This window comes from Propionivibrio sp. (assembly GCF_017995515.1).
Classification (GTDB): Bacteria; Pseudomonadota; Gammaproteobacteria; order Burkholderiales; family Rhodocyclaceae; genus Propionivibrio.
This window is the reverse complement of record NZ_JAGOIT010000077.1, coordinates 1-16,468: the sequence shown is the minus strand read 5'-3', so window position 1 is coordinate 16,468 and position 16,468 is coordinate 1. Positions and strand designations below refer to the sequence as shown.

13 protein-coding genes and 3 pseudogenes are annotated in these 16,468 nt (G+C 62.7%); 4 read left to right on the top strand and 12 right to left on the bottom strand.

Features of this window, described 5'->3' with window-relative positions:
• Positions 1-132 precede the first annotated feature (132 nt).
• From KBA32_RS17180 to KBA32_RS12565, 6 genes and pseudogenes are all read right to left on the bottom strand, one after another.
• A pseudogene (locus KBA32_RS17180) lies at positions 133-276 on the bottom strand (transposase family protein); the annotation flags it as partial.
• A gap of 182 nt (positions 277-458) precedes the next feature.
• The gene (locus KBA32_RS12585) at positions 459-968 is read right to left on the bottom strand and encodes an AI-2E family transporter (protein ID WP_294359416.1); all 510 of its coding nucleotides are present in this window, start codon (positions 966-968) and stop codon (positions 459-461) included.
• A gap of 104 nt (positions 969-1,072) precedes the next feature.
• Positions 1,073-1,258: a hypothetical protein gene (locus tag KBA32_RS12580; protein WP_294359414.1), complete on the bottom strand. Its 186-nt coding sequence runs from the start codon at positions 1,256-1,258 to the stop codon at positions 1,073-1,075.
• Positions 1,259-1,361: 103 nt separating this feature from the next.
• Positions 1,362-1,412, bottom strand: a pseudogene (locus tag KBA32_RS17175) (hypothetical protein); the annotation flags it as partial.
• 257 nt (positions 1,413-1,669) lie between these two features.
• A complete protein-coding gene (locus KBA32_RS12570) occupies positions 1,670-2,086 on the bottom strand; it encodes a winged helix-turn-helix domain-containing protein (RefSeq protein WP_294359409.1) in 417 nt (138 codons plus the stop codon).
• A gap of 177 nt (positions 2,087-2,263) precedes the next feature.
• Positions 2,264-4,462, bottom strand: coding sequence for a transporter substrate-binding domain-containing protein (locus KBA32_RS12565; RefSeq protein WP_294359407.1), 2,199 nt, complete (start codon positions 4,460-4,462; stop codon positions 2,264-2,266).
• Positions 4,463-4,644: 182 nt separating this feature from the next.
• On the opposite strand from KBA32_RS12565, the gene KBA32_RS12560 reads away from it, so the two are divergent.
• A complete protein-coding gene (locus KBA32_RS12560; protein ID WP_294359406.1) occupies positions 4,645-5,112 on the top strand; it encodes a CreA family protein in 468 nt (155 codons plus the stop codon).
• Position 5,113: 1 nt separating this feature from the next.
• On the opposite strand, the gene KBA32_RS12555 is transcribed toward KBA32_RS12560, so the two are convergent.
• The 5 genes from KBA32_RS12555 to KBA32_RS12535 form a co-directional block, all read right to left on the bottom strand.
• On the bottom strand, positions 5,114-6,127 hold the full coding sequence (locus tag KBA32_RS12555; protein WP_294359404.1) for an L-threonylcarbamoyladenylate synthase: 1,014 nt from the start codon (positions 6,125-6,127) through the stop codon (positions 5,114-5,116).
• 12 nt (positions 6,128-6,139) lie between these two features.
• Complete coding sequence (gene purE, locus KBA32_RS12550) at positions 6,140-6,637, bottom strand: 5-(carboxyamino)imidazole ribonucleotide mutase (RefSeq protein WP_294359403.1); 498 nt, start codon at positions 6,635-6,637, stop codon at positions 6,140-6,142.
• 9 nt (positions 6,638-6,646) lie between these two features.
• On the bottom strand, positions 6,647-7,501 hold the full coding sequence (folD, locus tag KBA32_RS12545; RefSeq protein ID WP_294359401.1) for a bifunctional methylenetetrahydrofolate dehydrogenase/methenyltetrahydrofolate cyclohydrolase FolD: 855 nt from the start codon (positions 7,499-7,501) through the stop codon (positions 6,647-6,649).
• A gap of 98 nt (positions 7,502-7,599) precedes the next feature.
• The gene (locus KBA32_RS12540; RefSeq protein WP_294359400.1) at positions 7,600-8,214 is read right to left on the bottom strand and encodes an indolepyruvate oxidoreductase subunit beta; all 615 of its coding nucleotides are present in this window, start codon (positions 8,212-8,214) and stop codon (positions 7,600-7,602) included.
• Positions 8,215-8,227: 13 nt separating this feature from the next.
• Positions 8,228-10,054 carry a thiamine pyrophosphate-dependent enzyme gene (locus KBA32_RS12535; protein WP_294359398.1) on the bottom strand — a complete coding sequence of 609 codons (1,827 nt, stop codon included), beginning with the start codon at positions 10,052-10,054 and terminating at the stop codon, positions 8,228-8,230.
• 329 nt (positions 10,055-10,383) lie between these two features.
• Here KBA32_RS12535 and aceE point away from each other — a divergent pair, with 329 nt between their 5' ends.
• From aceE to lpdA, 3 genes are read left to right on the top strand one after another with little or no spacing between them, the layout of a single operon-like run.
• Entirely contained in the window at positions 10,384-13,077 is a 2,694-nt protein-coding gene (aceE, locus tag KBA32_RS12530) for a pyruvate dehydrogenase (acetyl-transferring), homodimeric type (RefSeq protein ID WP_294359396.1), read from the top strand.
• Positions 13,078-13,089: 12 nt separating this feature from the next.
• Complete coding sequence (aceF, locus tag KBA32_RS12525; RefSeq protein ID WP_294359394.1) at positions 13,090-14,415, top strand: dihydrolipoyllysine-residue acetyltransferase; 1,326 nt, start codon at positions 13,090-13,092, stop codon at positions 14,413-14,415.
• Positions 14,416-14,428: 13 nt separating this feature from the next.
• On the top strand, positions 14,429-16,216 hold the full coding sequence (lpdA, locus tag KBA32_RS12520; protein ID WP_294359392.1) for a dihydrolipoyl dehydrogenase: 1,788 nt from the start codon (positions 14,429-14,431) through the stop codon (positions 16,214-16,216).
• Between the two features lie 50 nt (positions 16,217-16,266).
• Here the strand turns inward: lpdA and KBA32_RS17170 are convergent.
• Positions 16,267-16,401: pseudogene (locus KBA32_RS17170) on the bottom strand (group II intron maturase-specific domain-containing protein); the annotation flags it as partial.
• Between the last annotated feature and the right edge of the window lie 67 nt (positions 16,402-16,468).

Below are 16,468 nucleotides of genomic sequence, written 5' to 3'. Positions count from 1 at the left end.
CAAAGGTTCGCAAAGAAAATCAAAGCGCTACGCGAACAGCAGCTATCTTTCATCTTTACCCGCAGGGTGAATGGTCAAGCACGATCAACCTGTTGTTTCCTTTGCGATCTTTGCGCCGTTGCGGTGAGGTTTTCAGGATGATTCGAAGACAGCCGGATCCAGTACGCGGAAGACGTCGCCAAAGGTGTCGTGTGCGGGCGTGCCGTGGGGAAGGTCGAGAAACCCCTTGAGCCAGTCCGCTTCGTCTTCGCACCACTCGGCGACTTCGGCCCGGTCGTCTGCACCACACTACACGGCGCAGATCGCCATGACGAGGAGTTCGCGCAAACCATAGCGCTTGGCGGGACCACGACGCCGGTCTTCCAGGCGGAAAAAGATCGACGACAAGGTCATTTTGATACTCGCAAAACGCGAGCGTAGACGACATTTCTTTGGCGTTTACAAGGGTTTGCTGTACCTCATTGACCATCGACGACTTTTGTAGCCGGTTTGCGACATCTGCGTAAGCGATTGCCGTGGCCCTCGACCGCTCCGCCGGCGAGGATCATCAACACCGTGACCAGCGGATTCATACGCAAGCTGTGACCAACGGTCACCGGCATGTAGACGAAGTCGTCGAGGAGGCGCGCCACCGCCGAGTAGGCCATGGTCGGCGTGCCGGGAAAATCGGTGGCCGCCACCAGCACCACCAGAACACCTCCGAGAATCGAGCCGACGTAAGGGATCCAGGCCAGCACGGCGCAGATCAGGGCGAGCACGATCGGGACCGGAAAGCCCGTCAGCCATAGGCCGGCGGCCAGAGTCAGCGTATCAAGGGCTGTGAGTTTGAGAAGGCCCGGGAAGTAGGCGCGGGCAATTCCGTCCACCTCGTGCAACAGGGTCAGGGATTTTTCGAAGTCGGCGTTGGGTACGGCGCTGCACAGCAGATTCTTGAAGCGGCGACCGTCGCGCAGGAAAAAGTACGACAGGAAGGAGCCAGGAGCAATGACGGTGCGCCGACCGCGATGGCCGTAACGATCGGTTCCAGGTACTCGACGACGCCGACAGAATCAGCGAGACGCTGCTCCACGGCTCAAGCCAGATGGGCCTTTTCAAGAGCAGGGCGGTGGACCTCATGGGTTCTCAATAGCGTGTTGAGCAGGCGGATGCCTCCCTCAAGATAGCGTGCGGCGGAAGCCTGCCGGTCGAGGGCGTGATCGGCTACTTGTGGGGTGAGAAGAGCCAGCGCAACGCTGAGCAGAACCAGGAAGGCCATCATGACGGCGCTGGCTGCACGGCCACGCTCCATGCCACGGAAGACCATCCTTGAAATCCGTCAAGCCTTTTCCGATCAACTCGCCATTGGTCGGATGCATGACCATCCTCGGTTGTGTATCCTGAATCCAGAAGTAGTCGTCGTCACCGTGGCGCATCTCGGTTATGACATCGCTCATCCTGCCTTCAAGGGCGAGGCTCAGCACGGTAGCGGCCTGACGCACCAGTTCGCGCGCCTGCAACGTCTTGTCGGCGTACGGGTTGGCCAGGGCGGCTACGAGGAGCAGGCCGAAGTATGTCAGCAAGGCCATCCCGCCGACGGCGAGAATGGCGTTTATCTTGAAAGTGATACGCAGGTTACGGAATTTCCTGTTCGGTGCGATGTATGGTCGGCATGTGTGACGATTGTTGCTAATCAGGTGAAGATTTGCATGCAGTCGGAATTGCCATGAGGGAGCACCAGGCTATCGAAGCAACCGTCCTGAGGACTGACGGCGCCATAGGCGTCGGTATATTGCTGCGTTACCATGGCATAGACGAGCGGTCGAACTGGGCGACGGTACCAACAGTAGCGTGTGTCCGGGATGCGTCCGAAACGCGCCTCGTCCTGGGACATCAGCCGCAGCGGCCGGTCGTTGTTCCAGCTCACCACGATCTGATCCAGGTTCCCCTGGAGTTTTTTTCCAGTCCTCACGCGCCGAAGGATTTCCCTGGGGAGGGGCCGTGTCAGGCGCCAGCCATTGCGCGCCAGCATCCGATAGATCGTCGATAGCGCAACCGGCTTGCCCAGTCGTTCAGCGATCTGTTCCCTGAGGGGAGGCACGACCACCACGCCCCCTTGCTGTAACGCGTACGCAAATTGCACGTCGCCCCAATCGACCGGCCGATGACCCTGGCCGTCATCTCCAGCGACAGTCCCCGCTCCAACGGCAAAAGCACCGCTTGCGCCGTTCTCAATTCATCCGCCGTCTTCGCCGTGCGCAACAACTCACGCGCCGTCTATCCTTCGTCACTGATCGTCATTCGTTTCCGGCACAGGTTCCTGACGATCGCTGCGCCGCTTTTTCATTCGCGCTTTCGCCTGATACATCCGCTCGTCGGCGCGCGCGATCAGATCGTCGAGTCGCTCCTGATCATGGTTGCGAATCGCGTAGCCCATGGCTGCGCTCGGATGGATCGCCTGCCCGTCCTTGACCGTGTAACCCACCTTATCGCACTTTGCCTGCAGCGCTTCGATTGCCTTGAGCGCAGCCTCTTTGGAGGTGCGGTCGAGCAGGATGATGAACTCGTCTCCCCCGATGCGGAAAACGTTCCCTTCCGGGAACAGTTCGCGAATATACGCGGCGAACAAGCGCAAGAGCGCATCACCCGCGGCGTGTCCATAAGCGTCATTGACGCGCTTCAGGTTGTTGAGATCGGCAACCAGGATCGCCTGCGGATACTCGCCCTTTTGCAACGCCTCCGCGTTGTGGCCGAAATAGTTGCGATTGTGAAAGCCCGTGAGCACATCGGTATAAAGCAGTTGCTCGCGCTCCTTGAGAAACCGTGTTTGCGCTTTCTGGTCCGACAGCGAGCGGACGATCCGCACCGTGACAAAGAGGATGACGCCCAGCGCCAGCGCCAGCCCGATGACGACGGACCCGAGCTGCCGGCTCTCTTCGTTGCGCAGGGTCGGCACGCTCTGCATACCGGCGTACTTCATGTCTTCAAAATTGATCAGCGGCAGCACCTTGTCGATGATCGACGCCAGTTCCGGCTGCTGGCGATTGACGCCAAAATACACAAAGGAATCCTTCGACGTGCCGCCGCGCTTCACCAGATCGGCAAATCCCAGACCGTTGATGTAGTACTCGACCACCGTCGGGTTCTCGATCATGTAATCGACCTTGCCCTCGCGCAGCAGGCGGAGCGATTCGACGATATCGTCGGTCTTGGTGATGCGCGGATTCTTCAGGTTCTTGCGCAGGTACTCTTCGTGCCAGAATCCGTCGATGACGGCAACGCTCAAGCCATCCAGCCCATAGACGTCCTGCACCGGCGGACTGGTCTTGCGCCCGACGATGATGTCGCGCTCCCTGCAGATCGGTCGCGGGTAAAGAAAGTACTGCAGCCGGTCCTCAGTCTTGGCGATGTTCACCACATCGATTGCACCGCTGCGCGCCTTCTCGTAGATTTCGGCAAACGGCCCATGCTCGACCTTGAAGCGAATGCCGATGATGTCCGACACCGCCTTCAGCGTTTCACCGACGATGCCGCGATACTCGCCGTTGGCGTAGTGGTCGAACGGAAGATAGTCGTCCGCCACGCCGACCACTGCCTCGCCCTTGCGCTCCAGCCACGCCAGCTCGGCATCGGTCAGTTTGAGCAGCTTGCGTGTGTAAACGCGCTCAACGTCACCCGCAATCTTCTCGATGTGCGCTTTGCGCTGCTCGACGTACTTGTCGATGATGCGACCAAGAATCGCAGTTTCCCAAAGAACAGCAAAGGTCATGTCCGAGGTGATGGCCTTGAGTTCGGCAACCACCACCAGTTCGGGATACTTCGTCAAATACTCGCGCTCGACGCCGCCCCCCGAGGTGATGAAGCCCTGTATCTTTTTCGCAGCCAGAGCCTTCAGACCTCGCTCCTGATCGGCGTAGTGCTCGGCGGCATAGGCGATGTTGTGATACTCGAGCGGCAACTGCCGGCTGACAAAATCGTTGGCGATGAAGCCCACCCGCTTGCCGTCGAGATCGCCGAGCGTCTGCACCGGCGAATCCCGGTGCGCGAAGACCACATAGGGATAACGCAGCGCCGGCCGCGTAAACACCATGAGCTCCTCACGTTCCGGCGTCGGGTTGGCACCGTACAGCACGTCGATCCGTCCGTGTTCGAACGCGCGATAAGCGTCGTTCCACGTCTTCACCTCGGCCAGCGCCAGACGCAAGCCAAGCTGGGCTTGCATGTCTTCGAGCAGCGCGGGCAGGAACCCGGTGCGTCGCCCCTGAAAGTCGAAAACATCCATGCCCGCGTAGGGATCGAAACCGACGCTGAACACGGTCTCCCGGTGTGCCGCGACCCAAGCGGCTTCTTCCGGCGTCAGCACAACACTGCTCTTCTCACCTGCGCCGGCGCCAGCCACGACAAGACAACCAACGACAGCCACAAGCACGAACGGTCTGGGGCGCAGAACGAGCAAAAGGCGCAGGGAACGCAGGAAGGCGAGCATTTTCGGAGTCGTTTCGTCCAGAAGGCGCGTGAGGATACTGCAAATGATGGCAAAAAGTATGCGCGGAGCGCTCGGCCGGGTCAATCAGAGGCCGGATCGATGTCGCTTGCATTCAGACATGTATCTGCGGCATTGTTGGCGCCTCGAATTCGACCCACTTGACCTTGCACCCGGATATCGAAATGAACCGATACAGCATCGCAATCCTGCTCGCCATTACTGTTCTCGCACCTGCCGCCGCGTTTGCCGAGCAAGTCGGCTGTGTCACGACCGAATGGAAATTGATCGGCGCCAATCACAAGGTGTGCGTCGAATCGTTCAACGACCCGAAGGTACCGGGCGTCACCTGTCACGTCAGCCAGGCGCGAACCGGGGGCGTCAGCGGTTCGCTCGGACTGGCACAAGACCCGTCGCAGTTTTCGCTGGCCTGCCGGCAGACCGGCCCGATCACCCTGCCGGAAAAGCTGCCGAAGGAAGCGACGGTGTTCGCCGAAGACACTTCGATCCTGTTCAAGGAAACACGGGTCGTCCGCATGTGGGACGCAACCAATCGGACGCTGGTTTATCTGGCGATCAGTCGAAAGCTGATCAACGGCGCGCCGGCCAACAGCATCTCGACTGTGCCGGTGATGCCCTGGGGAACGCGCTGAATCAGGCCCCCCCCGAACCGAATGCGGCGCGGCGCATCCGGTCCGCCACGGCCGCCCACGCAGGTCCGACGGGAATCGCCTCGACGACGATCACCTCGTTGCCCGCCTGATCGAGTTCGCGCAAGGCGGCGTACAAACCACGCGCGTAGCCTTCGGGCTCGGCAGGCAGGCAGCGCAGGGCGTGGGACTGAACCAGCGCGGGTGGCCGCCCGTAGGCCAGCAGACCAAATGAAACACCCCGGTTTGAATAATCCTGCAGTACCGCAGAGACATCTCGCGAAGGCACGACGCGCATCGGTGTCAGCGGGGCGTAATGCGCATCCAGTGAGCCGGAAACCCGCGGTGCGGCGCTGTCGCCTTGCATGGACGACGGCAGTTCGGGCAACACGCCGATCACGGACTCGATCTGCTCGGGCGTGATGTGCCCCGGACGCAGGAGCCGCGGCGGCTGGTCGTCGCACGAAAGATCAAGGATCGTAGACTCGATGCCGACCGCGCACGGGCCGCCATCGAGCACCAAGGCAACCGCATCGCCCAATTCCTCGCGCACGTGCGCGGCGTCGGTCGGACTGATCCGGCCGAAGCGATTGGCCGATGGCGCGGCGATGCCGCACATCTGATTCGCGCCGCCCCCCGCCTGCGCGTAGGCACGCAGGAGACCGAGCGCCAAGGGGTGAGATGGCACCCGGACACCGACCGTCTCTTGCCCGCCCGTCACGGCATACGGCACGGCCGGTGCACGCTTGAGAATCAGCGTCAGCGGCCCCGGCCAGAAGGCCTCGGCCAACTCCCAGGCGACGGCAGGAATATCCCGTGCCCAGCGGTCGAGATAGCCCGCCCCGGGCAGATGGACGATCAACGGATGGTCGGCCGGTCGGCCCTTGGCGGCGAATATCCTGGTCACCGCCTCAGGATTGGCCGCATCGGCACCCAGCCCGTAGACCGTTTCGGTCGGAAAGGCGACGAGTTCGCCGTCCTGCAACAGTCTGACGGCCTGGGCGAAATCCTGGGTCATCGCGGGCTCAGTTCAAGGCAGATCGGGAAGTGTTTTCGCCAGAACCTTCTCGGACTGATTGGTACGGAAGTCGGCAAGTTTCTTCGCAAGCTCGGGGTCACTCAAGGCCAGCATGGCGACCGCGAAAAGCGCCGCGTTGACCGCACCGGCCTCGCCGATGGCAAACGTTGCCACTGGAATACCGCCCGGCATCTGCACCATGGCCAGCAGCGAATCGAGCCCCTGCAAGTGTTTGGACGGCATCGGCACGGCCAGTACCGGCAAGGCCGTCTTGGCCGCCAGAACGCCCGCCAGATGCGCCGCACCGCCCGCCGCGCCGATCAGCACCTTCATGCCGCGATCCTGAGCACTCGCCGCGTAGTCGAGCGCGGCGTCGGGCGTGCGATGCGCCGACAATACGCGCGCTTCGTAGGCAATGTCGAAGCGCTTGAGCGTTTCGGCACAGGCGCGCATCACCGGCCAGTCGCTGTCCGACCCCATCACGATGCCGACGAGAGGTTGCTTTTCCATGGTTTCTCCTTAAGCGTTGAGTTTGCGTTCGGCGCTTTCCAGCGTATTCGCCAGCAGCATGGTGATCGTCATCGGACCGACGCCACCCGGCACTGGCGTGATGTACGACGCCACTTCCTTCGCCGCTTCGAAATCAACATCGCCGCAAAGTTTCCCATCGGGCAGTCGATTGATGCCGACATCGATGACCACGGCACCGGGCTTGATCATGTCGCCGGTGATCATCTTCGGCTTGCCGATCGCGGCGACGAGGATGTCGGCACGCAGACAATGCCCCTTGAGATCGCGCGTCTGCGAATGACAGACGGTCACCGTTGCCCCCGCGTGCATCAGGAGCATGGCCATCGGTTTGCCGACGATGTTCGAACGCCCGACCACAACGGCTTCCTTGCCTTTGAGGCTGATGCCCGCATCCTCGAAGAACTTCATCGCCCCATACGGCGTACACGGAATGAAACACGGCTGCCCCTGCATCAAGGCGCCGACGTTCTCAGCGCGGAATCCGTCGACGTCCTTCTCGGCTGCGATCGCGTCAAGCACGGCGTCGGAGTCGAAGTGCCTGGGCAACGGGAGTTGCACGAGGATGCCGTGGATCTTGTCATCGGCATTGAGTTCGGCGATCTTGTCGAAGACCAACTGCGGCGCGACGTCCGCGGGAAAGACGTGCTTCTCCGAGTGGAACCCGGCTTGGGCGCAAGCGTTGACCTTGTTGCGCACATAGACCTGCGACGCCGGATCTTCGCCCACCAGGATGACGGCCAGACCTGGCCGAACACCTTGCGCAGCGAGTTCGTCTGCCTTCTGCTTGAAACCGGCGCGCAGCTTCTGCCCAAGTGCGTTGCCGTCGAGTATGTGTGCCGTCATGGTGATTCCCGGGAGAGCGATGGGGAAATCACACGACAAACCGACGCGCGCTCCCCTTTTGAAAGGAGCGCCATTTTACCGTAAGTCGGGCCGCGAACTCAGGCGCTTTCCGTCGTCGCCGCCTGCGCCGAAGCAGCCCGCCCGGCCGCGAAGGCCTGGCGGTTGAGTTCGATGAGTTCCGGTTTCTTCCTGGCAAAGCGCTTGAGGATGCACTGCTCGAGCACTTCGGCGGGGAACGGCAGGTAGTCGGAGATAGCGCCGAGCATGACGGTGTTGCCCAACCGGATTTCGCCAAGTTCCCGGGCGATCGCCGTCGCGTCGAACGAAAAGACGCGCGTGCCGGCGGCGCGCACCTCGGCGACCGGGTCGGCCGGGTATTCGTACAACCCGAGATCGACGACGGGCGGAACGAGACGCCCGGTGTTCATCAGCGCCAGGCCATCCGGCTTGAGCATGTGCCGCCAGCGCATGCCCTCAGCGGCTTCAAAGCCGAGCAGCACATCGGCCGTCCCCGGCGTGATCTGCGGCGACAGCACCTTGGGACCGAAACGCAGATGCGAGGAAACCACCCCGCCGCGCTGCGCCATGCCGGCGACTTCGGTTTTCTTCACGTCGTGACCGAGCGCAATTGCGGCTTCCGCCAGGATCTCGGTGGCCGTCATGACGCCCTGACCACCCGTACCCACCACCAGAATGTTGGTTACATCAGACATGTTCTTCGACTCGTCAGCTCGGTTTGACTACATGAATCGGCATCGCCAGTTCCTCGACCGGCACGATGGCGTCTGGTGCACACGGTGTCAGACACAGGCCGCAGCCGGTGCAAGCCGCGCTTTCGATGCGCACGAAATTGCGCTCGACTTCCTTGCCGTTCGGCTTGAGCACCGTATCGCGGCGTGTCACATGGATTGCCGGACAGCCGACGTCGACGCAATTGCCGCAGCCCGTGCAGGTATCCTCGATGACCTTGAACGGCTTGCGTGGCTTGTAATCCTCGACCAGTACACACGGCCGATTGGTGATGATCACCGACGGCTCGGGCACCTTGGTTTCCTGGCGCAGCACCTTGAACAGCGTCGGCAGTTCGTAGGGATCGACCACATGCACGCGCTCTTCCTTGACGCCAAGCGCCTTGACCAGGCTCGCGAAATCAACGCGTGGCGCTTCTTCGCCGTGAATCCCGCGCCCGTTGGCGGGGTTATTCTGGCCACCGGTCATGCCGACCGCGCGGTTGTCGAGCAGCATCACGGTCACGTTGCCCTTGTTGTAGACAATATCGAGCAGCCCCTGCATGCCCATGTGCATGAAGGTCGAATCGCCGATCACGGCGACGATTTTCTTGTCCTTTTCCGATTCGGCGCGCCCCTTGTCGAGACCCAGCGCCATGCCCATCGAGGCGCCCATCGAAATGCACGCATCGAGCGCATTCCACGGCTGGCCGAACCCGAGCGTGTAGCAACCGATGTCGCCCGAAATCGTCACGTTGCGCAGCTGCGCCAGCGTGTAGTAGGCGCCGAGGTGCGGACACGCGACGCACATCGTCGGCGGCCGCGGGAAGACCGGCATCGGCTTGACCGTCGCCATCTCCGGCACCGGCTCGCCGAGCAGGCGCGCAATCGCCGGCCTGAGGACGTTCGGCGACAACTCGCCGCTACGCGGCAGGATGTCCTTGCCGATCGCGGCGATGCCTTGCGCCTTGATCTCCGTCTCAATCAGCGGCTCAACCTCCTCGACGACGACCAGTTGATCGCATTGCTTTGAAAACTCGCATACCAGATCGAACGGCAACGGGCAGGAGAAGCCGAGCTTGAGCACCGGCGCATCGGGAAAACTCTCGCGCACGTGCATGTACGCGGGGCCGGAAGTAACAAAACCGACGCGGCGATCGCTGCCCGGCTCGATCGCATTCAGTTTCGATTTCGCGGCCTCGGCGCGCAGCGCGTTTTCGCGTTCGAACATCAACGGCAGACGCTTACCAGCAGCCCCCGGAACCATCACCCAGCGCATGACGTCCTTGGTGAAGCCCGGTGCGCTTCGTTCGCGCCGCTCGCCGACGGTCACCAGCGCCTTGACGTGGCAAATGCGCGTCGTCAGACGCAGGATGACCGGCGTCTGGAAGCGTTCCGAAAGGTCGAACGCGGCGAGCGTGTAGTCGTAGGCTTCCTGCGAATCGGCCGGCTCAAGCACCGGCACGTGCGCGAAACGCCCCCAGTAGCGCGAATCCTGTTCGTTTTGCGAGGAGGACAGCCCGACGTCGTCGGCGATCGCGATCACCAAGCCGCCCGCGACGCCGGTCAGCGTCATCGTCATCAGCGCGTCGGAGGCGACGTTCATGCCGACGTGTTTCATCGCGCAGAACGAGCGCGAGCCGGCCATCGCCGCGCCGAACGCGACTTCCAGTGAAACCTTCTCGTTCACCGACCATTCGGCGTAGAGATCGGGATACGTCGAAATCACTTCGAGCATCTCGGTCGCCGGCGTACCCGGATAGGCGGCGGCCACGCGCACTCCCGCCTCCCATACGGCACGCGCCACGGCGTCGTTGCCCGACATCAATAATCGACTTTGCGCCGGTGCCGGCCGAACTGCCGCCCTTGCCACTGCTGCCATCATTTCTCCTAAATCGCTGGAATCGGTCGAATGAAGCAAATCCACACGATTCTATCGCAATCCTGTAGCCCGACGATTTGCGTTGAACCTTTTGGACGACGGGATGTCACATCCGGCGCTTTGCAATTGCGCATAGCAATACACACTTCTACAATGCGAAATAACAAAACCAGCAAAGCAGTGGAGTACCATCCATAATAACGGCACATGGCCCATGCCAATCGCGTCACGGGTCAAGTGCCGATCAACCCATCTCAGATCAGGAGAAAGCCATGGCAGCACGACCGGAAAACGCCGAGATGCCTGTAGATCAGGACACCGACCCGCAGGAAACCCAAGAGTGGCAGGACGCGCTGACCGGCGTGATCGAACATGAAGGAACGGGCCGCGCCCACTTCCTGATCCAGCAGATGATCGCCCAGGCGCGCGAAGAGGGAATCGACATTCCCTACAGCGCGACGACCGAGTACATCAACACGATTCCGGCGGACCAACAGCCCAAGTACCCCGGCGACGCCGACATCGAGATCCGCATCCGCAACTACATCCGCTGGAACGCGATGGCGATGGTCGTGCGCGCCAACCGCGACAGTAACGTCGGTGGTCACATCGCCTCATTCGCCTCGCAGGCGGCGCTCTACGACGTGGGCTTCAACTGGTTCTGGCGCGCGCAGAACGAAGAGCATGGTGGCGATCTCATCTTCTTCCAGGGCCACTCGATCCCCGGCGTCTATGCACGCGCCTTCCTGATGAACGTGCTGAGCGAGGAACAGCTCGATCACTTCCGCCAGGAAGTCGGCGGCAAAGGTCTGCCGTCGTATCCGCACCCGTGGCTGATGCCCGATTTCTGGCGCTTCCCGACCGTTTCGATGGGCCTCGGCCCGATCCAGGCGATCTACCAGGCGCGCTTCATGAAGTACATGGAAAGCCGCGGCTTCATCGACGCCAAGGACCGCAAGGTGTGGGCCTTCCTCGGCGACGGCGAGACCGACGAGGTCGAATCGCTCGGCGCCATCGGCATGGCCGCGCGCGAGAAGCTGGACAACCTGATCTTCGTCATCAACTGCAACCTGCAGCGCCTCGACGGCCCGGTGCGCGGCAACGGCAAGATCATCCAGGAGCTCGAAGGCACCTTCCGCGGCGCCGGCTGGAACGTCGTCAAGCTGATCTGGGGACGCCATTGGGATGCGCTGTTCGAGCGCGACAAGAAGGGCATCCTGAAAAAACGCATGATGGACATCGTCGACGGCGAGTACCAGACCTTCAAGGCGAAGAACGGCGCCTACGTGCGCGAACACTTCTTCAACACGCCCGAACTCAAGGAGCTGATCGCCGACTGGACCGACAATGACGTGTGGACGCTGAACCGTGGCGGGCACGACATCTTCAAGATCTTCGCCGCCTTCAAGGCCGCCGTCGAGCACAAGGGCCAGCCAACGCTGATCCTGGCCAAGACGATCAAAGGCTACGGCATGGGCGAGGCCGGCGAAGGGATGAATATCTCGCACCAGCAGAAGAAGCTCGACACGCAGGCGCTGATCCGCTTCCGCGACCGCTTCAAGCTGCCGGTACCGGACGACCAGATCGAGTCGGTGCCCTTCCTCAAGTTTGCCGAGGATTCACCCGAGTACAAGTACATGTTCGAGCGGCGCGATGCCCTCGGCGGCATTCTCATGCAACGCGCGGGCAAGGCCGCACCGCTGGAAATACCGCCGCTCGCGGCGTTTGAATCGCTGTTGAAGGCCTCCGGCGAAGGCCGTGAGATCTCGACAACGATGTCGATCGTTCGCCTCTTGAACATCCTTCTCAAAGACAAGCAGATCGGCAAGCGCGTCGTCCCGATCGTGCCCGACGAGTCGCGCACTTTCGGCATGGAAGGGCTGTTCCGCCAGGTCGGCATCTGGAACCAGGCAGGACAGAACTACGTGCCGGAAGACCACGACCAGCTGATGTTCTACAAGGAGTCGAAGACCGGCCAGGTGCTGCAGGAAGGCATCAACGAGGCCGGCGCGATGAGCGACTGGATCGCCGCCGCGACCGCCTACTCGGTGCATAAGGAGCAGATGATCCCGTTCTACATCTGCTACTCGATGTTCGGCCTGCAGCGCACGATGGACCTCTACTGGGCCGCCGCCGACCAGCGCGCGCGCGGCTTCCTGATCGGCGCCACGGCCGGCCGCACGACGCTGAACGGCGAAGGCCTGCAGCACGAGGACGGCCACTCGCTGGTGCTCTCCGGGCTGATCCCGAACTGCGTCAGCTACGACCCGACCTTCTCCTTCGAGATCGCCGTCATCATGCAGGACGGCATGCGCCGCATGTTCAAGGAGCAGGAGGACGTCTATTACTACATCACGGTGATGAACGAGAACTACGAGCACCCGGAAATGCCGTCCGGTGCCGAACAGGACATCATCAAGGGCCTGTACCTCCTGAAGAAGGGCGCCGTCTCGGACGGCAAGCAGCCGACGCCGCGCGTACAGCTGCTCGGTTCCGGTACCATCTTCCGCGAAGTGATCGCCGCCGCCGAACTGCTCAAGAACGACTGGGGCGTCGACGCCGACCTGTGGGGCTGCCCGAGCTTCAACGAGCTGGCGCGCGATGGCAACGACATCGCCCGCTGGAACCTGCTCAACCCGCTCGAGAAACCGCGCCAGTCGCACGTCGAACAGTCTCTCAATGACACGCGCGGTCCGATCATTGCGGCGACCGACTACGTACGTCAGTACGCCGAGCAGATCCGGCCCTTCCTCAACCGCCGCTACGTCACGCTCGGTACCGACGGCTTTGGCCGCTCGGACACGCGCGAAGCGCTACGCCACTTCTTCGAGGTCGATCGCCGCTGGGTGACCATCGCCGCGCTGAAGGCGCTTGCCGACGACGAGGTGATCGAACGCAGCGTCGTCGCCGAAGCGATCGCCAAATACGGCATCGACATCAACAAGCCGAATCCGATGACGGTCTAAGGGAGCGCATTCATGAGCCAGACAATTGAAGTGAAGGTCCCGGACATCGGCGATTTTTCCGATATCCCGGTCATCGAAATCGGCGTCAAGGTCGGCGACACGATCGCTATCGACGATTCGCTGGTGACGCTGGAATCGGACAAGGCGACGATGGACGTGCCGTCGTCGGTCGCCGGTGTCGTCAAGGAAATCCGGGTCGCGGTGGGCGATCGCGTGTCGCAGGGCGCCGTCGTCGCCATCGTCGAATTGGCCGACGGCGCTGTGGCTGCTGCCCCGGTCGCCGAGGCGAAGCCGGAAGCGGCTCCCGTCGCTGCTCCGGCGCCGGTTGCGGCAACACCCACGCCCGTAGCGGCTGCGCCAGTTCCGGCTCCAACATCTGTCGTCGCCACCAGCGCGCCGGCCGCGCCGCTGCAAGTCGCCGCCGGCCTGCACGCGAGCCCGTCGGTGCGCCAGTTCGCGCGCGAACTCGGCGTCGATCTGGCCAAGGTCGCCGCCAGCGGCCCGAAGCAGCGCATCCTCAAGGAAGACGTCACCGCCTTCGTCAAGGGCGTGATGACCGCCGCTCCGGCCGCTGCCCCGGCTGCTGCCGCATCGCTCGGCGGCGGGCTCGATCTGCTGCCGTGGCCGAAGGTCGATTTCGAGAAGTTCGGCCCGATCGAAACGCAGCCGCTGTCGCGCATCAAGAAAATTTCCGGCCAGAACCTGGCGCGCAACTGGGTGATGATCCCGGCCGTTACCTACCACGAGGACGCCGACATCACCGACCTGGAGGCCTTCCGCGTCGCGCTGAACAAGGAAAATGAGAAGTCCGGCGCGAAAATCACCATGCTCGCCTTCATCATCAAGGCCTGCGAGCTCGCGCTGAAGAAATTCCCCGAATTCAACAGCTCGCTCGACGGCGAAAACCTGGTGCTGAAGAAGTACTTCAACATCGCCTTCGCCGCCGACACACCGAACGGGCTGGTGGTGCCGGTGGTCAAGAACGTCGACCAGAAGTCGGTCAGCCAGATCGCCACCGAATGCGGCGAACTCGCCAAAAAGGCGCGCGACGGCAAGCTCGGTCCGACCGACATGACCGGTGCCTGCTTCACCATCTCCAGCGTCGGCGGCATCGGCGGCACCGCGTTCTCGCCGATCGTCAACGCGCCGGAAGTCGCCATTCTCGGCGTCTCCAAGTCGGTGATGAAGCCGGTGTGGACCGGTCGCGAGTTTGTCCCGCGCCTGATCCTGCCGCTGTCGCTCTCGGCCGACCACCGCGTCATCGACGGCGCGTTGGCCACGCGCTTCAACGTTTATCTCGCGCAGTTGCTGGCCGACATGCGTCGGGCGCTGATCTAGCAAAGGGGACGGAATGAGCCAAATCATCGAAGTCAAAGTCCCGGACATCGGCAACTTCCACGATGTACCGATCATCGACCTGTGCGTCGCGGCCGGCGCCAGCGTCAATGCGGAAGACCCGCTGCTGACGCTGGAATCGGACAAAGCGACGATCGACATCCCGGCGCCCGCCGCCGGCGTCGTCAAGGAATTCACGGTCAAGGTCGGCGACAAAGTGTCCGAAGGCACGCTGGTCGCGCGCATCGAAGTGGCTGCCAGCGCCGCTGCAACAGCGCCTGCAAACGAAGCTGCGCCGGTGCCCGCTCCATCGGCACCGGCCGCCGCGCCGACACCCGCTCCGCAGGCCGGCACGTATTCCGGCAAGGTCGACGTCGAGTGCGAAATGCTCGTGCTCGGCGCCGGTCCCGGCGGCTACTCGGCCGCGTTCCGTGCCGCCGATCTCGGACTGAAAACGGTGATCGTCGAACGCTATTCGACGCTCGGCGGCGTCTGCCTCAACGTCGGCTGCATCCCATCGAAGGCGCTGCTGCACGTCGCCGTCGTCGCCGACGACGCCGAACACATGGCCGATTGCGGCCTCACCTTCGCCGCGCCGCAGATCGACCTCGACAAGTTGCGCGCACACAAGGCCAAGGTCGTCGGCAAGCTGACCACTGGCCTCGCCGGCATGGCCAAGCTGCGCAAGGTCGACGTCGTGCGCGGCTACGGCAGCTTCCTCGACGCCAACCACATCGAAGTGGAAACGACCGACGGCGCCGGCCAGGACAAGACCGGTAGCAAGAAGATCGTTCGCTTCAAGAACTGCATCATCGCCGCCGGCAGCGCACCGGTGCATCTGCCGTTCATTCCGCAGGACGCGCGCATCGTCGATTCGACCGGCGCCTTGGAACTGCGCTTCGTGCCGAAGAAGATGCTGGTCATCGGCGGCGGCATCATCGGCCTGGAAATGGCGACCGTCTATTCGTTGCTCGGCGCCCGCGTCGACGTGGTGGAAATGCTCGACGGCCTGATGCAGGGACCGGACCGCGACGCGGTGAAGGTCTGGGAAAAGCAGAACCTCAAGCGCTTCGACAAGGTCATGCTGAAGACGAAGACCGTCTCGGTCGAGGCGAAGGAAGACGGTCTGTACGTGAAATTCGACGGCGAGGCGGCTCCGGCCGAGCCGGTCAAGTACGACATGATCCTGCAGTCGGCCGGCCGCGCGCCGAACGGCAAGAAGATCGCCGCCGAGAAGGCCGGCGTCGTTGTTACCGACCGCGGCTTCATCCCGGTTGATAAGCAGATGCGCACCAACGTGCCGAACATCTTCGCGATCGGCGACATCGTCGGCAACCCGATGCTGGCGCACAAGGGCGTGCATGAAGGCCACGTCGCCGCCGAAGTCGCCGCCGGGCAGAAAACGGCGTTCGACGCGACGGTGATTCCGAGCGTCGCCTACACGCACCCGGAAGTCGCCTGGGTCGGCGTCACCGAGGATCAGGCCAAGCGCGAAGGCCGCACGGTCGAGGTCGCCAAGTTCCCGTGGGCCGCCTCAGGCCGCGCCATCGCCAACGGCGCCGACTACGGCTTCACCAAGCTGGTGTTCGATCCGCAGACGCACCGCGTCATCGGCGGCACCATCGTCGGCCCGGCGGCCGGAGACATGATCGGCGAAGTCGCGCTGGCCATCGAGATGGGCTGCGACGCAGTCGATATCGGCAAGACCATCCACCCGCACCCGACGCTCGGCGAGAGCATCGGCATGGCCGCGGAGATCGCCCACGGCAGCTGTACCGACGTACCGCCGGCACGCAAACGGTAGAAGCAGGAATATCGCCGCGCTCGCTTCAATCAATCGAGTAGGGGACGGAGTTACCCCCGTCGCCCTCTCACACCACCGTACGTGCGGTTCCGCAACACACCTTTTACCTCGGTCAGCCGGAAACAGGATGTCCAGCCACGCAGCACCGGGTTAAGCGCGGCGATCGTTTGGCCGAGGTTGCGCGAAGCATTCCGACGACGATTTCACGCACTTTGCCTGTCCGTCGCTTCAAGCGACTGTCCGCGATCACCG

Excerpts from the sequence above, each read along its gene's own strand:
- KBA32_RS12580 (WP_294359414.1), bottom strand. The coding sequence starts at position 1,258 with ATGATGGCCTTCCTGGTTCTGCTCAGCGTTGCGCTGGCTCTTCTCACC.
- KBA32_RS12565 (WP_294359407.1), bottom strand. The coding sequence starts at position 4,462 with ATGCTCGCCTTCCTGCGTTCCCTGCGCCTTTTGCTCGTTCTGCGCCCC.
- KBA32_RS12560 (WP_294359406.1), top strand. The coding sequence starts at position 4,645 with ATGAACCGATACAGCATCGCAATCCTGCTCGCCATTACTGTTCTCGCA.
- KBA32_RS12555 (WP_294359404.1), bottom strand. The coding sequence starts at position 6,127 with ATGACCCAGGATTTCGCCCAGGCCGTCAGACTGTTGCAGGACGGCGAA.
- purE (WP_294359403.1), bottom strand. The coding sequence starts at position 6,637 with ATGGAAAAGCAACCTCTCGTCGGCATCGTGATGGGGTCGGACAGCGAC.
- folD (WP_294359401.1), bottom strand. The coding sequence starts at position 7,501 with ATGACGGCACACATACTCGACGGCAACGCACTTGGGCAGAAGCTGCGC.
- KBA32_RS12540 (WP_294359400.1), bottom strand. The coding sequence starts at position 8,214 with ATGTCTGATGTAACCAACATTCTGGTGGTGGGTACGGGTGGTCAGGGC.
- KBA32_RS12535 (WP_294359398.1), bottom strand. The coding sequence starts at position 10,054 with ATGTCGGGCAACGACGCCGTGGCGCGTGCCGTATGGGAGGCGGGAGTG.
- aceE (WP_294359396.1), top strand. The coding sequence starts at position 10,384 with ATGGCAGCACGACCGGAAAACGCCGAGATGCCTGTAGATCAGGACACC.
- aceF (WP_294359394.1), top strand. The coding sequence starts at position 13,090 with ATGAGCCAGACAATTGAAGTGAAGGTCCCGGACATCGGCGATTTTTCC.
- lpdA (WP_294359392.1), top strand. The coding sequence starts at position 14,429 with ATGAGCCAAATCATCGAAGTCAAAGTCCCGGACATCGGCAACTTCCAC.